Genomic DNA, 19108 nt, shown 5'->3' with positions numbered 1-19108 from the left:
GGGTTTACCGTAGGAGCGATCTTCGTCGTTCGGCTCCAATGCGGCAGGCGTCATGAATGACTACGCGGTCGATGATATATTGGCCAGATCGCCCATACACTCCCTCAGGAAGCGCCGAGGCGTAGCCTTTGGCTTTCTGGTCGTGGGAATCATCACCTGGCTCTTTGCCGCGGTCTTGCTGATCGCCCGAGCCCGGGGCGAGAGCGAGCAGATCGTTCAGCGCGCGCAAAGCCAGGCCGCCAGCCTGTCCTTCCGGTTCGACCAGGAAATCGCAGCCATCCGCTTTCTTCTCAAAGGCCTCGCCAAATCGCCTGCGCTCCTCTCGGGTGACCTGAAGGCTTTCTACGACCAGATGAAAGCTACTGAGACACCCGAGGGAACCTGGCTGCTTCTCCAGGACTTGGAGAAGCAACTGATCAACACCAGGTTCCCGTTCGGAACAGAACTTCCACGACACACCTCCGTCCCAAACTACAAGGAGGTCCTGGAGCAGGTTCGCAGCCGTGGCTGGCGAGTGTCCGGCCGGGCGCGAGGGCCGGCAACCGGCAGCACCATCATCGGCCTGCACCTGAGGGTCAACGATTCCACCGGCCAGATGAGTCATATCCTGACATCGATCGTCAGCGAGAGCCGCCTCGCCAGCATTCTGAGCGATCAGAAGATCCCTGCTGGCTGGATCAAGGGTCTTTACGATGAGAATATTAAGCCGCTCGAAGCGCTCCCGGCTCCGGCCGGTCTTTCTGCCCGGATCGGACGTCGCGCGGGAATCGAGCCAATAGAGGGCGCATATTCCGACCGGAACGCCGACGGCCAACCGGTGGTCGTGGCCTATCATGTCTCGGGCGCAACCAACTGGACGACAGTCGTCGAAGTCCCGCTCGCAAGCATCAACCAGCCGATCAAATCAGCCGCGTGGCAGATAGGCTGGCTGGGCCTCACTCTGTTGGTCACAGGCATTTTGGCCACATTGCTGATCGCGCGCAGGATGGAAAAGCCGCTCCATGACCTGGAAGGCATCGTCTCATCGTCGACAAGGCAGATCAATGAGCTCTCGACCCAGCTCCTCGCTCTCCAGGAAGATGAGAGGCAGAGAATCGCCCGCGAGCTCCACGACTCGACAGCTCAACATCTGGTTGCCGCCAGCATTGGCCTGATGAATTTGGGAAACAGATCAAAAAGAAGCGAGAAGGAGAATAATCTAATCGAGCAGATTGAAGGTATGGTTGATCGATCTCTGAAGGAATTACGCATCTTCACGTACCTACTTCATCCACCTGACCTTGAACGAGATGGCCTGCAAGCTACGCTGCGGGACTTCACGGAAGGCTTCGCCTGCAGGACCGGACTCGTAGCCCAGATTCGGGTGCCCGAGGAGGTAGATGCACTGCCCAGCGATATTCAGTGGTCGATTCTGCGCGTTGCCCAGGAAGCGCTGGGAAACGTCCACCGGCACGCCAAGGCCTCTCGGATCTTTCTCAACATTCGCATCAACGCCAGCCGCCTGGTCATGCAGGTTCGCGACGATGGCCGAGGCCTGATGGGGGCGCGAGAGGCCGATACGGCCAAAATCAAACTCGGCGTCGGCGTTCCCGGCATGCGGGCGCGGCTGAAGCAATTCGGCGGCGACCTCCGCATTCGCACCGGACCGGACGGAACCACGGTGGTTGCCACCGTCCCCCTGTCGCGGATGGGGCGCGCCTCGCTCGCGGCCGAGCGTCTGGCTGATGCGCTATTGCCGTTCAAGACGAAAGTGCCCCGCACCGCGCAGCGCTGAACTTTCAGGGTATGCCACCACCGTTTTCAGGACTCTAGGTAGGTTGGCGCACCACCGCGGCCGTGTATCCTGATAGTCGGAATCGATGCGATGCAATTTGACAGAGCAGATTTCGACGAAATAGGGGGCTCGGTTGACGCGCATCCTCATCGCCGACGATCACGACGTCGTCCGTTCCGGCGTGCGAGCGATCCTGGAAGCCCATCCGGGCTGGGAAGTGATTGCCGAGGCTTGCGATGGCAAAAGCGCCATCAGCGAAGCAGCCAAGACACGTCCCGATGTCGTCATTCTCGATTTCGGGTTGCCGCTGGTAAACGGCGTCGAGGCCGCGCGGCAGATCAAAGCTCGGCTTCCCGGAACAGAAATTCTGATCTTTACCATGCACGACACCGACAATTTGGTGCGTGATGCGCTTGAGGCCGGCGCGCGAGGCTTCCTGCTGAAATCGGACGCCCGACAACTTCTGACCTCGGCAGTCGAGAGCTTGGTGAACCACAAGCCGTTCTTTACGGGGAAGGTCTCCGAGGCATTGCTGGAGTCCTACCTGTCCAAAGGCAGCGGCAAGCAGTCGGTCCTCTCGTCGCGTGAGCGGTCCGTCATCCAGCTCATCGCTGAAGGCAAGACCAACAAGCAGATCGCGGACGTCCTGAGCCTCAGCACCAAGACGGTTGAAACACACCGCGCTGCAGCCATGCGAAAACTTAATGTCGACACGACGGCCGCCCTTATTCGCTATGCCATACGTAATAGTCTTGTAGAGGCTTAATATATTATGTAATTAAAATTAGCGTAATCAGAAAATCTTTAATTGCCATACAAATTATTTTGATATTATCTGATAATGTTTAATGTTTGCTTTTAGATACCCCCTTCAACTGACGAATAAACTACAAATACCCGCGTAAGTCACAGCTACAATCTTGTTTTGGAGGCAAAGAAAGATTCATGAACTGGACGAAGGGATGGGCGGCGCCATCCCGGTCGGACCCAGTGTTGGAATTGCTGGAAGACCGGCGCCTGTTTGCGGTGCAACCCGTCGTCACGTTTGACGGCGGCGACGCGACGCTGATCGGCGAGACCGCCCGTATCACAGTCACCTTATCGAGCGTCCCGGACGGGTCTCGCGGCAGCGATGCCGGCTATTCGCCCGATATCGACCTGATCCTGCTGACCGAGGGCGCGGATGGCGGCACCTCCGATGCCAATCTGGCGCAGATCAAGGACGGCGACGCTTTCCAGCGCGCGCCCCTGAACGGGCAATTCACCCAGGCGACGCAGACCGAGATCGACTCCAGCAGCACGACCATTCACCCGTTTGCCCGCGACCAGAACCGCGACCTTCGCGTGGTAGGCGCGGGCGACTACGGCGCCCAAGCGCGCGATACCCTCGTGGTTCCGTGCCTACCTTTCGGCCCTTATGCCCCCAGCCAACCGGCAGCTCCCATTCGTGTCACGTTCGGCGCCTCACCGCAGACGGACCTGAATGTCCCGCGCTCCGTTTCGGCGGCCCGCCCCTTCGCGTTCGGACGCGACGCGCTTAACAATTCAATGCAGGATGCCCCGGCTCTCGGCAGCGCTGCCAACAACGCGATCGCGCCCGCCCTGTTCACGGTGAACAAGACGTCGGATCTCGCGGAAAGCGAAACCGCGTTGGGGCCGAGCTTTCCCCATCGACGCACAGTGACACTCGACATCGCGTATCGGCGGACGATCGACAGTCACGCCTGGCGGACATGCCGCCGAGCGGAGGCGCCGTCACCGGTGCGACGTCCTCTCCGGCGCCTTTGGCGTCGCCAATTACAGCGTCACGCCGAGCGGCACGGGAACACAGATCGCTTTTCGGGTCGCCGACGGGAAAGCGTCAACCGACGCCTAGTCCTAGCATCCCAGTGTAGATGCCTTCGCTGCCGAGCGCATCAGAGCCAAGTGACCCCTTAATTATGCAAGGTTTGCAATGAATCTACGGTGCTTGCTTCTGCTCTCCACCGCCCTTCTCGCCTCTGGGTGCACAGTTGTTCCAGAGCCCATTGACCAGGCAGGTCTGGCCAAGATTGCTGACGACAATATGTCTCGGGTGGTGTCGGCGCAGGAGCCGGTCAGCGGTTCTATTGATGTCTACGAGGCGATTGCCCGGTCGTTGAAATACAATCTCGATCAGCGCGTCGAATTGATGCAGGAAGCCGTGAAGCTGCAGGAACTCACTCTCGCCAGTTACCAGGGCCTGCCGAATCTTGTCATGGCCTCCGGCTACACAGGTCGAAACAATGTTCTGGCGAGTTCGAGCACTTCGGTTCTCACGGGCCGGCAGTCTCTCGAGCCGTCGACCAGTTCGGACAAGGACATTCTTGAATCCAACATCGGGCTCAGTTGGAATGTCCTCGATTTCGGTCTCTCCTATGTCCGGGCGCAGCAGGCAGCCGACAAGGTGCTCATACAGCAGGAATCGCGCCGCAAGGCGCTGAACCGCATCGTCGAGGATACGCGTACGGCCTATTGGCGAGCGATTGCCAGCGAGAGGCTGTTGTCGCGTCTCGGTGCTCTCGAGAACAAGACGCGCCGGGCTATAACAGACTCTCGTGCGCTGGCCGCCGAACGCAATACGTCGCCTGTCGTTGCGCTGACCTATGAGCGTGAGCTGCTCGAAATCCGTCGTGAAGCGCAGCGAATCCAAGGTGAGCTGAGCGTCGCCCGCAGCCAGCTTGCGGCGTTGATGAATCTGCCGCCTGATTCGAAATTCCGCCTTTCAGGCAAGCGCTCCGGTACGGGCAAGGCGCCCCTCGACGTCGACCCGCGCAAGCTGGTCCGTGTCGCGATCATGAATCGCCCGGAAATACGCGACGTCGCATATAATTTGCGCAGCAACGAAAAGGAGCTCGATGCCGCACTTCTGAAGATGCTGCCAGGGATCAATGTATTTGTCGGGCCGAACATCAGCACCAATTCGTTCCTGTACAATCAAAATTGGATCGGCTGGGGCGCACAGGCCAGCTGGAACCTGATGAAGGTATTCGAATATCCGCAGACGAAGAAGCTGGTCGAAGCTCAAGCAGAGTTGCTGGATCAACGTTCTCTCGCCTTGACCATGGCCATCATGACCCAGGTCTATGCGAGCCGCGCACGCTATCTGCATGCCCGCAGGGAATTGTCGACCGCCGACCAGCTGAAGAATGTCCAGAACCGGTTGCTGGACGGGGTCAAGGCGTCGACCACAACCGATCAAACCAGCGAGCAGACGCTCATTCGCGAGGAGATGAACACGATCGTCTCCGATGTTCGTTATGATCTCGCCTACGCAAATCTTCAGAACGCCTACGCCAACATCTATGCTTCGATCGGTTTGGATGCCTATCCGCCGGTCGATATCGACAAGGCAAGCGTTTCCGAGATCAAGGATGCGCTGCGCAGGACATGGGTCGGCCGCGGCAACCTGAGCGTCATGCTTGCTGAAGCCGATACCGCGCCTCAGCCTGGTCTGCGACGTGAGGGGCAGGCGGGCATGACGCCGAGAACGCCCGCGAGCACGGGCAAGATCGTCACGGCCTCATCGGGAGAGTGAGGGAGGATGCGTGAGCCATTCATCGCTGCATCGACGAGCCTGATGCTTCTTTCCATGGCCGGAATGGCAGGCGCGGAAGATGTGCGCGAGCCGGTGCGCGGCTTGGTTCGGGCGGTTGATGAGGCGCTGATTTCGACGGAACTCAGCTCTCGGATTGTGAAAATCACGCGCCGCGAGGGCGAGGATTTCAGGAAAGGCGATATCCTGGTCACGTTCGACTGCGCCAAGCATCAAGCCGCGCTCACGGCGGCACGCGCCGAAGCAGAATTCAACAAGATCGCCCTGGACAACAGCGTCGAGCTCGACAAACGCAAGGCTATCGGCCTTTTCGAGGTCAAGCAGAACCGCGCCAAGTATGACAAGGCGAAAGCGGACGTTGAAAGCCTTCAGATCCAGGTTAAGGAGTGCGAAATCCTGGCCCCTTTCGATGGGCGCGTCGCGGAAATGCGCGCGAAAGCCTACGAAATCTCTAAGCCCAACGAGCCGCTTATGCGGCTTGTCAATACCAATCGTCTTGAGATCGAACTGATCGTTCCTTCAATATGGCTTCGCTGGATCAAGCCGGGCCTGAAATTTCATATCAAAGTCGACGAAACCGACACCGCGCACGACGCAACGGTGCAGCGCATTGCCGCGACAGTGGATTCGGTAAGCCAGACAGCAAAGATCATGGCGGTTTTTGCCGAAGGCTCCCGGAACATATTGCCCGGTATGAGCCTCACCGCGGAATTGAAGCAACCCGGACCCTGAAGGTGAGTGCGTTGGGTATACAAGCGCCCAGCCCGGTCGGGCACATTGACAGCAGCCCCGGCACGCCGAAGCGCGCCTCGTTGGCGCCTGTTGTCAATCACGCCAAGCCGGCAGCAGTCCAAGTCAGCCAGGATGCCGCGGTCGCGTCCCTGCGTCATTTGCTGCGTGTCGAAGGCGAGATCCGCGCCTGCCGCAGTGTCGACGAGCTGAGCGTCCTGCTGGTCAACGAGATCCGCAGGTTGACGGACGCGCGTGGGGCCTATTTCCTTGATCTGCACTCGGGAACGCCTCGCGTCATGAAGGTGTCCGGTGCAGGCGAGCTCGATCGCAATGCGCCAGGTATCCGCTGGCTCGAGAAGGAGCTGAGCGCGCGGTCGCCAGTACCGGGTTGGGAAAAGGCCTCCCCTCTGACTTTAAGAACCGGCTCCGCGGCCCAGGAAGACGAGGGGCGCATATTTCCTTTCTCGCGAGGATATTGGCTGCCGCTGAAATTCCTGAGCGAGAAACCGGCCTTCGGCATTCTTGTGGTCTCCGAACGGGTGTTTCCGGAAGGGGCGATAGCGCTTGGCGAACGGCTCGCAGGAACTGCCGCGCACGCCGCGGTCGTCCTTGTTCGCAAATCGCCAAGGCACAGAATGCGGCTTCGCTACCGGGTGCCGCTCTACGTGCTCTGCGCCGCCGTGGTGGCCGCCATGTTCTATCCTGTGCCAATGACGGCGCTGGCGCCGATGGAAGTCATCCCGCAAGATGCGTTCGTGATCGCCGCGCCGATCGATGGCGTGATCGACACCGTCGTTGCCGCTCCCAATTCCACGGTGCGGACCGGCGATGTCATCGTCCGCTATGTGGACACCGTTCCCCGCAACCAGCTGCAGGTCGCCGAACAGGAAGTGAGTGTCGCGGAAGCCAAGCTGCGGCAACTCCGGCAAAGCTCGTTCGTCGACGACAGCGCAAAACGCGAACTCGCACAGTCGCGCGCCGAGCTGAAGCTGAAGATCGCCGAGCGCGATTTCGCCCGGGACACGTTTGACAAGTCGCAAATCCGCGCGGCGCGAGACGGGATCGCGGTTTACGCGGACCGCAAGGAATGGGTCGGCAAGCCCGTGGTGACCGGCCAGCGCATTCTCGAGATCGCCAATCTGGACAAGGTGGAACTGCGCGCCAACCTGCCGATCGCGGAGGTGCTGAACCTGAAGCCCGGCGCGCGGGTCCGTGCCTTTCTCAACGGCGATCCGTTACATCCGCTCGATGCCAAGATCACGTCCGTCAGTCATCAGGCGCAAATGGTGGAAGGACAAGGGCTCGTCTATCGGATCGATGCACGGTTCGACGGCGGTCAAACGCTGCCCCGCCCCGGGGTGCGCGGAACCGCGCAGCTGTTCAGCGACGACGCCCCGCTCGGATACTATCTTTTCCGGCGGCCGCTGACCTGGATACGGCAGAAGGTGGGGCTGTGACCGCCCCCGCGCAGGAAGCGATGGCCCTCGTGGCTCCGGCCTTACGCGAGGATCTTCGCCTGCATCCGGGCGCCCGCGAGGGCCACGAGGAACGCTGGCTGATCTACGATCCGATCGCGCATCGCTATCACGAGATCGACGAAAGAGCCTATCAGATATTGCGGCATTGGCGCGGCTACATGAAGCTCGATGCGCTGGCTGCCGATCTGACCGCGCGACTGGGGGAAGAGGTCACACTCGAAGATCTCTACCAGTTGACCATCATGCTCGATCAAGCCGGCTTGTTCTGCGAGCCGATTTCAGGCTGGAAATCCGTCTACAGGAAGCAGCAGGACCAGCGTCGCGGCGCCGTTTCGTGGCTGTTGCACAACTATCTCTTCATCCGCGTGCCCTTGCTCAAGCCCGACGCGTTTCTGCGCGACACATTGCCCGTCGCCCGGCTGTTGGCATCCCGTGCTGCGCTTGTCGTCATCTTCATGCTGGGGCTGGCGGGCCTGTTCATGGCATCGCGCCAGTTCGACACGTTCTCCCATACGTTCCTCTACTTCTTTTCGCTGGAAGGCGTGGCAGGTTACGTGCTGGCGCTGCTCTTCGTGAAAACCTTTCACGAGTTCGGCCACGCCTATATGGCGAAGCATTTCGGCTGTCGCGTGCCGACCATGGGCCTCGCATTTCTCGTGCTTGCCCCGGTTCTCTACACCGATGTCACCGACGCCTGGCGTTTGCCATCCCGCCGGCAGCGCATGTTGGTCAGCTCGGCTGGCATCATGGTCGAGATCGCCATAGCGGCGATTGCGACGTTTCTCTGGGCGTTCCTTCCCGATGGCATCGTCAGAAGCGCCTGCTTCTTCGTCGCCACGACGAGTTGGGTGTTGAGCCTTGCGATCAACCTCAGCCCGTTGATGCGCTTCGACGGCTATTACCTGCTTGGTGACTACTGGCGGATTTCCAATCTGCAGCCGAGAGCCTTCGCGCTCCTTCGCTGGTCGATCCGGGAGATTCTGTTCAATCTTCAGGCGCCCTGTCCGGAAGAATGGCCTCGGCGCCGGCGTGCGGCGGTGATTGCGTATGCCATCGCCGTATGCATCTACCGCCTCGGCTTGTTCATAGCGATCGCGCTGGTCGTGTACCACATGACGCAGGTGAAGCTCCTCGGCATCCTGCTGTTTTCCGTCGAGATCCTGTGGTTCGTCGCCAGGCCCATTGCCAGCGAGATCGCGACATGGTGGTCCCTGCGGCGCGACATCCGTCGGCGCCGCCGGTATCGATTCTCGGCGGCCATTGGGGCCTGCGCCATCGTTTCGGTCATGGTGCCATGGCCGCATCGGGTCGAAGTGCCGGCAGTGATGGAACCTGTCTCGGTCCAGCGGATCGCCACTCCCGTTGCCGCGCAGCTGAAGCGGGTCATGGTCAAGGATGGTGATCACGTCCGACCGGGCGACATCCTGTTCGAACTGGATTCGCCGAAGCTGCGGCTCGACCTCCTCAAGACGGCGGCCAACCGCGACCTGGCTTCGTTGCGCCAGGCGCGCCGTGTCGCCGACCGACTAGACCGGGACGCGACCATCGTCATCGAGCAGGAATTATCGAGCCTCGATGAGCAGATGGCAGGTCTGCGCCGCCTCGAGGGCGAACTGACGATAAGGGCGACCGTCGCCGGCGTCGTGGAGGACATCGCGCCTGATCTTCATGTCGACCGCTGGATCGGCAAGGGAGAGGAGCTGGCGCTTGTCGTTGCCCAGGATGGGCACCAGGTGCGCGGATATCTGCCCGAAGATCTCGTCTCCGCGGTTCAGCCCGGTGCGCAAGGCCAATTCATACCCGACGAGCCCCTGACTCCCAGATCGAGCACTCGTCTCGCCTCGATCAGCGCCGGAGGGGTATCAAGGTTGGATCTGCCTTATCTCGCCTCCACGAATGGAGGAGCGATAGCTGTCAATGAAGACAAGGAGAAAGGCGCGGTTCCGGTGGAAGCGCAATATCAAGTCATCATGACGACCGATGCTGATCCGCCATTGACCTTGCCGGTCTTGCGCGGAATCGTAAGGATAGATGCCTCTCCTGAAAGTATCCTCAGCCGGATCGCAAGGCGAGCTGTTGCTGTAATTATTCGAGAAGCCGACTTCTGAGCCATTTCCTGTTTGAATGATCGGGTAGAACGACTGGTTTTCTGACGTATCACGCAAATTGTACTCAAAATCATGTCTTCTACCCTTCGCGATCGAAACGAGGCATGTGGTTATGTTCCGAGAGCACCGTGGCAGTTCGAACGTGTTTCCTCAGGGAAGCCAGGTCGGTGGCGAAGCTGCCGACATTCCGGGCAAAAAGTCGAAAAAGCCGGTTTTCCGAACGCTCGAACCGCGCATGGTCTTTGACGCGGCCGCGGCGGTTGCGGCGGAACAGGCCGCACAGGCGCCAGCTCGCCACGAGCCCGTGGCGGATACCGGGCAGCACACGGAGCTCGCCGCGCCAGCATGGAACCATCTGGAGGCGGCGCTGAAGGCCGCTCCTGTCACACCGGTTGACAAACCAACCCCGACGGGCGGCCCGGCTCTTGCTCCCGTCGAGCCCGTCGCAGCGGACAAGGCCGTCGGCGGAACAAACGGCGTCGAGGCTCCCGCCACGATTGCGGGCACCGGCGTTCCCGGTATTGCCGAGCAGGCACCGGCAACTGACGAGAAAGTCGTCACGCGCGCCGAGCCAACCGGGATTCCAGAGGCGCGCGGCGACGCTGCCGCAATCGTCAGCGGCGCGGCGGACAAGACGCAGACACCGCCCCACGCGGATATAGCCGGCGGAACCGACCATCCTCAGGCCCACCTGCCGGAGGCGCTGGAGGCAGCCCCGCTTTCTCCGCCGGACACCTCAGATCGCTCTGGCGCCATCGATCCGCCTGACCCGCGATCGCAGGCTCATGAGGCCGCTATTGTCGCGGCTGCGGTTCCCGCCGAGAGGTTGGAGGCCCGCACCAGCGCGGTTCCCGTCGAGCTTGCACTCAAAGGCGCGGCCGAGCCAACGCATGCCGATGCCACGGGGAAAGCGAACCAACCCTCGACGGTGGAGGCAACACCCGACACGCCATCAGATGCGGCAAGGCCCGGCACAGCCGTGGGCGCGGCGCGTGAGCATGATCTGCCTGCCGCATCCGATCGGGTCGTGACCGATCCGCGAGCCGGCACCGCCACGAACGTGGACGCCAGAAGTGTGGATGTCACCGCTGCGGCCGGGGTGACCTCGTCCGCGCCGACAGAAGTGTTCTTCATCTGGAACAATGTGACGAACTGGCAGCAGATCGTAGCGAGCCTGGGCGTCGATGCGCGGGTTTACGTGCTCGACGCGAGCAAGGACGGCGTGGAGCAGATCGCGGGCATTCTGAAGGGCCAAAGCAATATCGGCGCGCTCCATATCATCTCTCACGGCTCCGAAGGGAGCCTGACACTGGGAACCGCGGTGCTCGATGCCGAAAGCATGCAGGGCGAGTACCGCGACGAATTGGAGACGATCGGGCAGGCACTGTCCCAGAACGGCGACATTCTGATTTACGGGTGCGATTTCGCCGCCGGCGCCGACGGGCTGCAGGCCGCGACCATCCTCAGCGGCATCACGCACGCGGATGTCGCGGCTTCGACCGATCCGACCGGCGCCGCGGCGCGCGGCGGCGACTGGACCCTGGAGGAGCATACCGGCGCGATCGAGACCCGCGTCTTTGCGGACTATGACTACCAGTTCCTGCTGGCGAATCCGGCCGTCGATCTCAATGGTGCGCAGATTGGCGGCAACACCACCGTTGGCTATATCGAGCAGGCTGCGCCAGCCTCCATCGTAGCGACGGGGGCTGCCGACGGCGCAACCGCTACCGATACCGACAATGATCTGCAAAGCATCACCATCGTTGCCAACGCGGCACCGAACGGCAATTCGGAGCACCTGACTTTCGGCGGGACGGCGGTCGGCCTGGGCAGTGACTCGATCACGACGGTCACCGTCGCCGGCACCACCTACAGCATCCTCTACACGGCTTCCACACGCACCTTCGTCATCACCAACAGCGCGGGGGGCAACATCCCGAGCGGTGGCGCCACGAACGCGCTCGTGCGCTCGATCACCTACGATAACGGCTCCGACAACCCGACCAATGGCGGCTTGAACGCCAATCGCATATTCACCTTCACCGCGACCGACGCGGCGGGAGGTTCGTCGGCTGGACGCACCGCCACCGTCAATATCACCGCGGTCAACGACAACCCGGTCGATGGCAACGAGACCAGAACCGTCACCGAGGACGTGACGCTTTCGGCCCCGGCCGCGAGCGGGCTGCTTGCCAATGCCAGCGATCCGGACGGCAATCCGCTGACGATCGCCAGCTATACGATCGCCGGCGTCCCCGGCACGCAGACCGTAGGCAGCGCCGTGGCGATCGCAGGCGTCGGCACGATCACCATCAACACCGATGGTTCCTACAGCTTCGCGCCGACGGCGAATTTCAACGGCACGATTCCCGTCATTACCTACACCGTATCGGACGGTGCCGGCGGCACCGACACCTCGACGCTGACGCTGACCATGGCCGCCGTCAACGATGCCCCGGCCGGCACCGACAACACGGTGACGCTTGGCGAGGACGCGGCCTACACGTTCTCGGCCGCTTCCTTCGGCTTCACCGATCCAGGCGACACGCCCGCCAACGGCTTCCAGGCGGTGATCATCACGACGCTGCCTCCGGCCGCGCAGGGCACGCTGCTGCTTTCGGGCGTCGCGGTGACGGCGGGCCAGACGATCGCCCTGGCGGACATCCCCAACCTGACATTCCAGCCCGCTGCCAATGTCAACGGCAACGGCGTCGGGTCCTTCACGTTCCAGGTTGTCGACGATGGCGGCACTGCCAATGGCGGCCAGAACACCGACCAGAGCCCGAACAATTTCGCCTTCAACATCACGGCGGCAAACGATGCGCCGGCCGGCACCGACAACACGGCAACGATAACCGAAGACACCTCCTATACGTTCACGGCCGCTTCCTTCGGCTTTGCCGATCCCAACGACAGCCCGGCCAACGGTTTCCAGGCGGTGATCATCACCACGTTGCCGCCGGTCGCGCAGGGCACGCTGCTGCTGTCGGGCATCGCGGTGACCGCGGGCCAGACGATAGCGGTGGCGGACATCCCCAACCTGACGTTCCAGCCCGCGGCCGACGTCAACGGCAACGGTGTCGGGTCCTTCACCTTCCAGGTTGTCGACGATGGCGGCACTGCCAATGGCGGCCAGAACACCGACCAGAGCCCGAACACCTTCTCCTTCAACATCACCGCGGTAAACGACGCGCCGGTGGCGAACGACGACACGACGACCACGCCGGAAGATACGACGCTCAACGGCAATGTGCTGGCCAACGACGCCGACGTCGACGGCGACACCATGACGGTCACACAGTTTTCCGCGCTGAATGTCACGGCCGTTGCCGGTCAGACCGGGACGATCCCAGGCGTCGGCCAGATCACGATCAACGCGGACGGCGCCTATACCTTCGTACCCGTCGCCGATTTCAACGGGCCGGTGCCGACGATTACCTACACCATATCCGATGGTCACGGCGGTACGGACACCGCCACGCTGAACATCACCGTCATACCGGTGAACGACCCGCCGATCGACGGCAACGAGACCAACACGGTGGTCGAGGACACGACGCTGACGGTTGCCGATGGCGCGTCGGGCGATCTGCTCAACAATGCCAGCGATTCCGACGGCGGCACGGTAACGATTACCGATTACACGGTCCCCGGGGTCAATGGCGGCAATCCGATCACCGCCGGTACCGCGACACTTATTCCCGGGGTCGGCACGATCACCATCAATGCCAACGGCAGTTACTCCTTCGCGCCTGCCGCGAACTACGACGGTCCGATCCCCGTGATCACCTACACGGTTTCCGACGGCCAGGGCGGCACCGACACGTCCACGCTGACCCTGACCATGACACCGGTCAATGATGCGCCAGTCGCGACCGACGACGCCACCACCACTCCGGAAAACACCCCCGTTTCGGGCAATGTGCTGACGAACGACACCGATGTCGACAGCACGAACCTGACAGTGACGTTCTTCACGATTGACGGCACCACCTATGGGGCTGGCACCACGGCGGCGATCCCCGGCGTCGGCACGCTGGTGATCAACACCGACGGATCGTACACCTTCACCCCCGCACCGAACTATGACGGTCCGGTTCCGACGGCGACCTATACCGTTTCGGACGGCCAGCTGACCGACACCGCCATCCTGACGATCATCATCACGCCGGAAAACGATCCGCCGGTCGCCACCGACGATACCGGGACGACGCCGGAGGACACGACACTCACCGGCAACGTGCTGACGAACGACACGGACGTCGATGGCGACGCGCTGTCGGTGACGCAGTTCGTCGTCGACGGAGCGACGTATACGGCGGGCCAGGCGGCGACGATCGCAGGCGTCGGCGACCTCACCATCAATGCCGATGGCAGTTACACGTTCGTACCGGCCCCGAACTATAACGGCCCCGTTCCCGTCGCCACCTACACCGTATCGGACGGCAATGGCGGTACCGACCAGGGCACCCTGACGCTCAACGTGACGCCGGTGAACGATCCGCCGGTGGCCGTCGACGACACCGGAACGACCCCCGAGGACACGCCCCTCAGCGGCAACGTCCTGGGCAACGACACCGATCCGGATACCGGCGATACGCTAACCGTCGTCGGCTTCACGGTGAACGGCATCACGTTCATTGCCGGCGCGACGACCACGGTTCCCGAAGGCACGATCACCGTCAACGCCGATGGCAGCTACACTCTGGTTCCAGCCGCGAATTACACCGGCCCGGTACCGGTCATCACCTATACGGTTGAAGACGAGAACGGCACCAGGACGACCGCGACGCTGACGCTCAATGTCACACCGGTCAACGACCCGCCGGTCGCCAATGACGACAACGCCTCGACGCCAGAAGATACAACCCTGAGTGGCAACGTCATCAACAATGATAACGATGTCGATGGTGATACGATCATCGTCACGGAATACACGATCCCGGGGGTTAACGGCGGCAACCCGATCCCGGCGGGCACGACGACGCCGATTCCGGGCGTTGGCACGATCACAATCAATCCGGATGGCAGTTACATCTTCGTGCCCGCACCCGGCTATGACGGGCCGGTTCCCGAGATCGACTATACGATCTCGGACGGCAATGGCGGCACCGACCAGGGCGCGCTGAATATCGATGTGATACCGCCCGGCGGCGCGGGCGCCAATGACGACGTCGCCACGACGCCGGAAGACACGACGCTGACCGGCAATGTCGTGAGCAATGATGTCAATCCCGCGGGAGGCACCATCACCGTTACCAGCTTCACGGTGGCTGGAGACCCCACGGTTTATGCTGCCGGATCGCCCGCGGCGATCACAGGTGTCGGCACGCTGACGATCAACGCGGATGGCACATACACGTTCGTTCCGGCGCCTGACTATTTCGGCCCGGTTCCGGTTGTAACCTATACAGCAACGAATGGAACGGCGAGCGACACGGCAACACTGACGATTACGGTGACGCCGGTGAACGATCCGCCGATCGCCGTCGATGATACCGGCACGACGCCGGAAGACACGACGCTCACCGGCAATGTGCTGACCAACGATACCGATATCGACAACGCCACGCTGACGGTCACCCAATTCTCGGTGAACGGTATCACCGCCACGGCCGGTCAGACGGGGACGATCCCAGACGTTGGCCAGATCACGGTCAACGCCAATGGCAGCTACACCTTCGTGCCGGCGCCGGATTACAATGGTCTGGTCCCGGTGATTACCTATACCGTGTCCGACGGCACGTTGACCGACACGGCGACGCTGACCATCACCGTGACGCCGGTGAACGACCCGCCGGTGGCCGTCAACGATACCGGCACGACGCCGGAAGACACGACGCTTACGGTTCCCGCCGCCTCGGGACTTCTGTTCAACGACTCCGATGTCGACGGCACCCCGCTGACCGTGACCGGGTTCCAGGTCGGTTCCAGGACATTCACGGCCGGCCAGACGGCGACGATTCCCCTCGTCGGCCAGCTGACGATCAACGCCGATGGCAGTTATACTTTCGTGCCGGCGCCGAACTACAACGGCCCTGTCCCGGTGGTGACGTACACCGTGTCCGACGGCGCGCTGACCGATACCGCGACGCTGACCATCACCGTGACGCCCGTCAACGATGTGCCGGTGGCCAATGACGACACGGCGACCTTGGCGGAAGACACGACGCTCACGGTTCCCGCCGCCTCGGGACTTCTGGCGAACGATAGCGATGTCGACAATGCCACGCTCACGGTGGAAGGATTCGAGGTCGAGGGAGTCCTCTTCGGCCCGGGTACGACGGCGAATATTCCCGGCTTCGGCGCCCTGATGATCGCGGCGGATGGCAGCTACACCTTCACGCCCGCCCTCAATTTCAACGGCACGGTTCCGCCGGTGACCTACAGGGTTTCGGACGGCAGCGGCGGCACTGCCAGCGCAGTGCTGACCATCACGGTGACGCCGGTCAACGATCCCCCGGTGGATGGCAACGAGACCAACACCGTCGTCGAGGACACGACGCTGTCAGTCCCGGCAGCAAACGGGCTGCTCAACAACGCAACGGATGTCGACGGCATCGATACGCTGACGATCGCCGACTACGCGATTCCGGGGATCAACGGCGGCAATCCAATCGCCGCGGGGACAGCAACCCTGATCCCTGGCGTCGGCACGATCACCATCAACGCCGATGGCAGCTACACGTTCGCGCCGGCTGCCGACTATACCGGCGCCATTCCCGTGATCACCTACACCGTCTCGGACAACGCCGGCGGCACGGACACCTCGACACTGACCTTGACGATCACGCCGGTCAACGATCCGCCGGTTGCCAGAAACGATCTCGTGTCGACACCTGAAGACACGACGCTCACGGGCAATGTGCTCGGCAATGACGTCGACGTGGACGGCGACCCGCTGACGGTCGATCTGTACGAGGTGGCAGGCGTCGGTGGCTTCCTTCCCGGTGCCCCGGCCGTGATTCCCAACGTCGGCACGCTGACCATCAATGCCGACGGCAGCTATACGTTCGTGCCCTTGCCGAACTACAACGGCCCGGTGCCGGTGGCGACCTACAGGATCCATGACCCAAGCGGTTTCCAATCCAGCGCCGATCTCATCATCTTCGTAACGCCGGTCAACGACCCGCCTGTCGATGACAATGAAACCAATACGGTCACCGAGGACACGCCCCTTACGGTGCCCACGGCTTCCGGCCTTCTCGCCAACACCACCGATATCGACGGGGGAACACCGAGCGTTATCGGATACACGGTTGACGGACTGACAGGGACTATCGGCACCGGCCACCTGATCGCTGGCGTCGGCACGATCACCATCAATGCCGACGGCAGCTACTCCTTTGTCCCCGTCGCCAACTATGCCGGCCCGATCCCGGTTGTCACCTATACCGTTTCCGACAACGCCGGCGGCACCGATACCTCGACGCTGACCCTGACAATGATACCGGTCAACGATCCGCCGGCGGGCGCCGACAAGACGGTGACGATCGCCGAGGACACGGCGTATGCCTTCTCGGCGGGGGATTTCGGCTTCACCGATCCGAACGACAATCCGGCGAATGCGCTGCAGGCGGTGATCATCACGACGCTGCCGCCCGCCAGCGACGGCACGCTCCTCCTGAACGGAGTTGCCGTGACGGTGGGTCAGACAATAGCCGTGGCGGACATCCCGAACCTGACGTTCCAGCCCGCAGCCAATGTGAACGGCATCGGCATCGGCGTGTTCACCTTCCAGGTCGTGGACAATGGCGGCACCGCCAATGGCGGTCAGAATACGGACCAGAGCCCGAACAGGTTTGCCTTCAACATCGCGCCGGTCAACGATCCGCCGGTCGATGGCAACGAAACCAACACCGTCGTCGAGGACACGACACTGACGGTCGCCAGCGGCACGGTGGACAATCTGCTCAACAACGCCACCGATGTCGAAGGCGATACGCTGACGATCACCAGCTATACGATCGCCGGTATGGCAGGTACGCAGTCGGTGGGCGGCCCCGTCGTGATCGCCGGCGTCGGCACGATCACCATCAATGCCGATGGCAGCTACAGCTTCGCGCCTGCGGCCGACTATACCGGCCCAATCCCGGTGATCACCTACACCGTCTCGGACGGCCAGGGTGGCACGGACACCTCGACGCTGACGCTGACGATCACGCCGGTGAACGATCCGCCGGTCGCCGTCGACGACGCCGGGACGACACCGGAAGACACGACGCTCACCGGCAACGTGCTGACCAACGACTCGGATGTCGATGGCGACGCGCTGTCGGTGACGCAGTTCGTGGTCGACGGCACGACCTATACTGCGGGCCAGACGGCGACGATCGTCGGTGTCGGCGCTCTCACCATCGGCGCCGACGGCAGCTACAGCTTCGTGCCGGTAGCCAATTATAACGGCCCGGTTCCGGTTGCGACCTACACTATCTCCGATGGTGCACTGGTCGACACCGCGACCCTCACCATCACGGTCACGCCGGTGAACGATCCGCCGGTCGCTGTCGACGACGCCGGGACGACACCGGAAGACACGACGCTTACCGGGAACGTGCTGGTCAACGACACGGATGTCGATGGCGACCCGCTATCGGTGACGCAGTTCGTGGTCGACGGCGCGACCTATACGGCGGGGCAGACGGCGACGATCGTCGGTGTCGGCGCTCTGACCATCGGCGCCGACGGCAGCTACAGCTTCGTGCCGGTAGCCAATTATAACGGCCCGGTTCCGGTTGCGACCTACACCATCTCCGATGGAGCACTGGTCGATACCGCGACCCTCACCATCACGGTCACGCCGGTGAACGATCCGCCGGTCGCCGTCGACGACGCCGGGACGACACCGGAAGACACGACGCTTACCGGGAACGTGCTGACCAATGACACGGATGTCGATGGCGACTCGCTGTCGGTGACGCAGTTCGTGGTCGACGGCACGACCTATACGGCGGGGCAGACGGCGACGATTGCCGGCGTCGGCGCTCTGACCATCGGCGCCGATGGCAGCTACAGCTTCGTGCCGGCAGCCAATTATAACGGCCCGGTTCCCGTTGCGACCTACACTATCTCCGATGGTGCACTGGTCGACACCGCGACCCTCACCATCACGGTCACGCCGGTGAACGATCCGCCGGTCGCTGTCGACGACGCCGGGACGACGCCGGAAGACACGACGCTCACCGGCAACGTGCTGACCAACGACACGGATGTCGATGGAGGCCCGCTGTCGGTGACGCAGTTCGTGGTCGACGGCACGACCTATACGGCGGGCCAGACGGCCACGATTGCCGGCGTCGGCGCTCTGACCATCGGCGCCGATGGCAGCTACAGCTTCGTGCCGGTAGCCAATTATAACGGCCCGGTTCCGGTTGCGACCTACACCATCTCCGATGGTGCACTGGTCGATACCGCAACCCTCACCATCACGGTCACGCCGGTC

8 protein-coding genes are annotated in these 19108 nt (G+C 62.3%); all 8 read left to right on the top strand.

The window, feature by feature from the left end; all coding sequences use genetic code 11:
* The first annotated feature begins 52 nt into the window (after positions 1–52).
* Positions 53–1774 carry a sensor histidine kinase gene (locus ACWIEX_RS00140; protein ID WP_454031140.1) on the top strand — a complete coding sequence of 574 codons (1722 nt, stop codon included), beginning with the start codon at positions 53–55 and terminating at the stop codon, positions 1772–1774.
* Between the two features lie 133 nt (positions 1775–1907).
* On the top strand, positions 1908–2540 hold the full coding sequence (locus ACWIEX_RS00135) for a response regulator (RefSeq protein ID WP_454031139.1): 633 nt from the start codon (positions 1908–1910) through the stop codon (positions 2538–2540).
* A 179-nt stretch (positions 2541–2719) separates the two neighbouring features.
* Positions 2720–3712 carry a hypothetical protein gene (locus tag ACWIEX_RS00130; RefSeq protein ID WP_454031138.1) on the top strand — a complete coding sequence of 331 codons (993 nt, stop codon included), beginning with the start codon at positions 2720–2722 and terminating at the stop codon, positions 3710–3712.
* A gap of 31 nt (positions 3713–3743) precedes the next feature.
* The gene (locus ACWIEX_RS00125; RefSeq protein ID WP_454031137.1) at positions 3744–5330 is read left to right on the top strand and encodes a TolC family protein; all 1587 of its coding nucleotides are present in this window, start codon (positions 3744–3746) and stop codon (positions 5328–5330) included.
* Positions 5331–5336: 6 nt separating this feature from the next.
* Positions 5337–6080, top strand: a complete 744-nt coding sequence (locus ACWIEX_RS00120) for an efflux RND transporter periplasmic adaptor subunit (RefSeq protein ID WP_454031136.1) — start codon at positions 5337–5339, stop codon at positions 6078–6080.
* Between the two features lie 80 nt (positions 6081–6160).
* On the top strand, positions 6161–7537 hold the full coding sequence (locus ACWIEX_RS00115) for an efflux RND transporter periplasmic adaptor subunit (RefSeq protein WP_454031135.1): 1377 nt from the start codon (positions 6161–6163) through the stop codon (positions 7535–7537).
* Positions 7534–9666: a site-2 protease family protein gene (locus tag ACWIEX_RS00110; RefSeq protein WP_454031134.1), complete on the top strand. Its 2133-nt coding sequence runs from the start codon at positions 7534–7536 to the stop codon at positions 9664–9666. Before ACWIEX_RS00115 ends, ACWIEX_RS00110 begins: the two co-directional genes overlap by 4 nt.
* A gap of 112 nt (positions 9667–9778) precedes the next feature.
* Positions 9779–19108: Ig-like domain-containing protein (locus ACWIEX_RS00105; protein ID WP_454031133.1), on the top strand; the 9330-nt coding region annotated here is incomplete at its 3' end.

The organism is Allobosea sp. NPDC055353 (assembly GCF_053644975.1).
The sequence above is the reverse complement of the archived record's forward strand: the minus strand, read 5'-3'. Positions and strand labels throughout refer to the sequence as shown.